Source organism: Mycobacterium sp. UM_Kg1 (assembly GCF_000972925.1).
Taxonomy (GTDB): Bacteria; Actinomycetota; Actinomycetes; order Mycobacteriales; family Mycobacteriaceae; genus Mycobacterium; species Mycobacterium hiberniae.
The window spans coordinates 1-1,799 of record NZ_JRMK01000290.1 but is presented as its reverse complement, the minus strand read 5'-3'; the positions used below and the strand labels follow the sequence as shown (position 1 = coordinate 1,799).

The 1,799-nt window shown below is 64.8% G+C and carries 1 protein-coding gene and 1 pseudogene; both read right to left on the bottom strand.

Annotated elements, in window-relative coordinates; translation table 11 throughout:
* Window positions 1-337: 337 nt before the first annotated feature.
* Window positions 338-685 (bottom strand): annotated as a pseudogene (locus tag LI92_RS21120) (cation diffusion facilitator family transporter); the annotation flags it as partial.
* 245 nt (window positions 686-930) lie between these two features.
* Window positions 931-1,629: a CPBP family intramembrane glutamic endopeptidase gene (locus LI92_RS21115; RefSeq protein ID WP_052740889.1), complete on the bottom strand. Its 699-nt coding sequence runs from the start codon at window positions 1,627-1,629 to the stop codon at window positions 931-933.
* Window positions 1,630-1,799 lie beyond the last annotated feature (170 nt).

Here is a 1,799-nt window from a genome sequence, read left to right as displayed (position 1 = left end):
CCGATCACGTGTCACACCGATCGTAGGGAGCGCCGCAGGGGGCACCAACAGAAAAACCCCGGCAGGAGCCGGGGCGATCTGTAAAGCGGTGACGCGATTCAGGTCTGATTCATGACCTGGTGCGTCACGTGGTGTCCGAGGGGGGGGGACTTGGCCACCTGCGACACGGGTTGAGGTGTTTGAGTTGAGTTGTTGATCTGACCCGTCCGCATGTCGATCTTCCTGGCGTGGCACCGTCTGGTCAGCAAGCGCGGGTCGTCTTATTGCTCTACGGATAGGGCCGCATCATCGGCCGTTTTCGCCGTTGATCGTATGGTGGGCGCTGGGGTTCTGCGCCTCAGCAGCCGCAGTCCTGGCCGCGCCAGGACCGGAATCCTTGCCAGACCGCGATGGCGGCTACGGCGAGCCCGATGGGATCGAGCCACCAGCCGCTGGGCCAGTGGGCGGTGACTGCCAGGCCGCTCAACACTGCGGCAGCCTGGATCGCACACAGGTAGTTCTGCGCGCCTTAACCAACGGTGGCCGCCGAGGCCAACTGTGCGCCAAGGAGGCGCTGGGCCCGCCCCAGAACTGGCATGATGAGCAAACCTGCCGCGGCCAGGACGATCCCGATGATGCTGGTGTCAGCGTGATATTCACCGAACAAGTGACGGATCGATTCAGCGACGATATAGGGGGCCATCAGCACTTGGGCAGCCATGGCGAAAGCGACCGCGCGACACTCGCCGCGGCGAGGTCACATGCCGCAGCAGTCTTCGTCGCCCGTCATGCGCCCGAGCGAGCAGGCAAGGACACCCGAGGCTCGAAGCGCGGAGCCTTGCCGCCCCGTCGGACAGGACAGCGCGAGCGCGGCATTGGCCGCCGGAACGCGAGCGCGAAGAAACACACGTCGACGTCGTTCACCACGTCGGTGGACTTGACCTGGCCTACTCAGCCTCTGAACAGCGGAGGCAGCGCTAAAACCATCACCAAACCCCACACCAGATGAGTCAGAACAGGAGCCAGAACTCCACCGGTCGCGCTACGCTCGACTGCGCAGACCGCACCAAGTACTACGGCGGCAAAGCCCAGCATCGGATTACCTGACGCCGAGGTCGCCGCGACGTAGAGCAGACTCGAAATCAGCAGTGGCCGAGAAGCTCCCAGCGCGCTGTAAAGAGCTCCGCGGAAGAACAGCTCTTCAGCCACGCCATTGGCCAGCGTGATGGCCACCACGGCCGGCAGATTGCTGTGATTCGCGTAGGTCAGTACTTTGCCGATCGGTTCGGCGATCACGTCGATCTGTCGTGCCACCAGCGCCCCGACGACAAATATCACTGCGACCACCACCCCGAGCCCAAGGCCCAGCACAATCGGCCGGCGACGCCGGCCGGAGACGCCGACCCAGCCCAGGTGCAGCGGCCCGGACACGATGGCGCCTCCGCCCCAAACAACAGCCATCGCCGCAGTCAGCCAGTAAAAGCTGGAGTCCCCGGGAACGCGGGTCAGCGACAGCGCGAGCAGAGTTGATCCCAGTGCCATCGTGACCGCCACGATTCTGCGGCGTCGGGGCTGCACCGTATCGGCGTCCACCGGCTGCGGGCCAGAATACGTAAGGGTTGAAGCCAGCCAAGACAAGACGGGGGTCATCGTTGATCGGAGTTCGAGAATGTGTGGACCACGCTGCCCAGGGCACCCAGGCCGGTCCGCACTGCTCCGGCAACCGGTTTGGGCATCGCCGCTATCAAAGCTAGAGCGGCCTGTAGTAACGCCGGCGCCACGGAGACGGCGATGCGTTGCAGCGCCAGGACGTCCCCCCC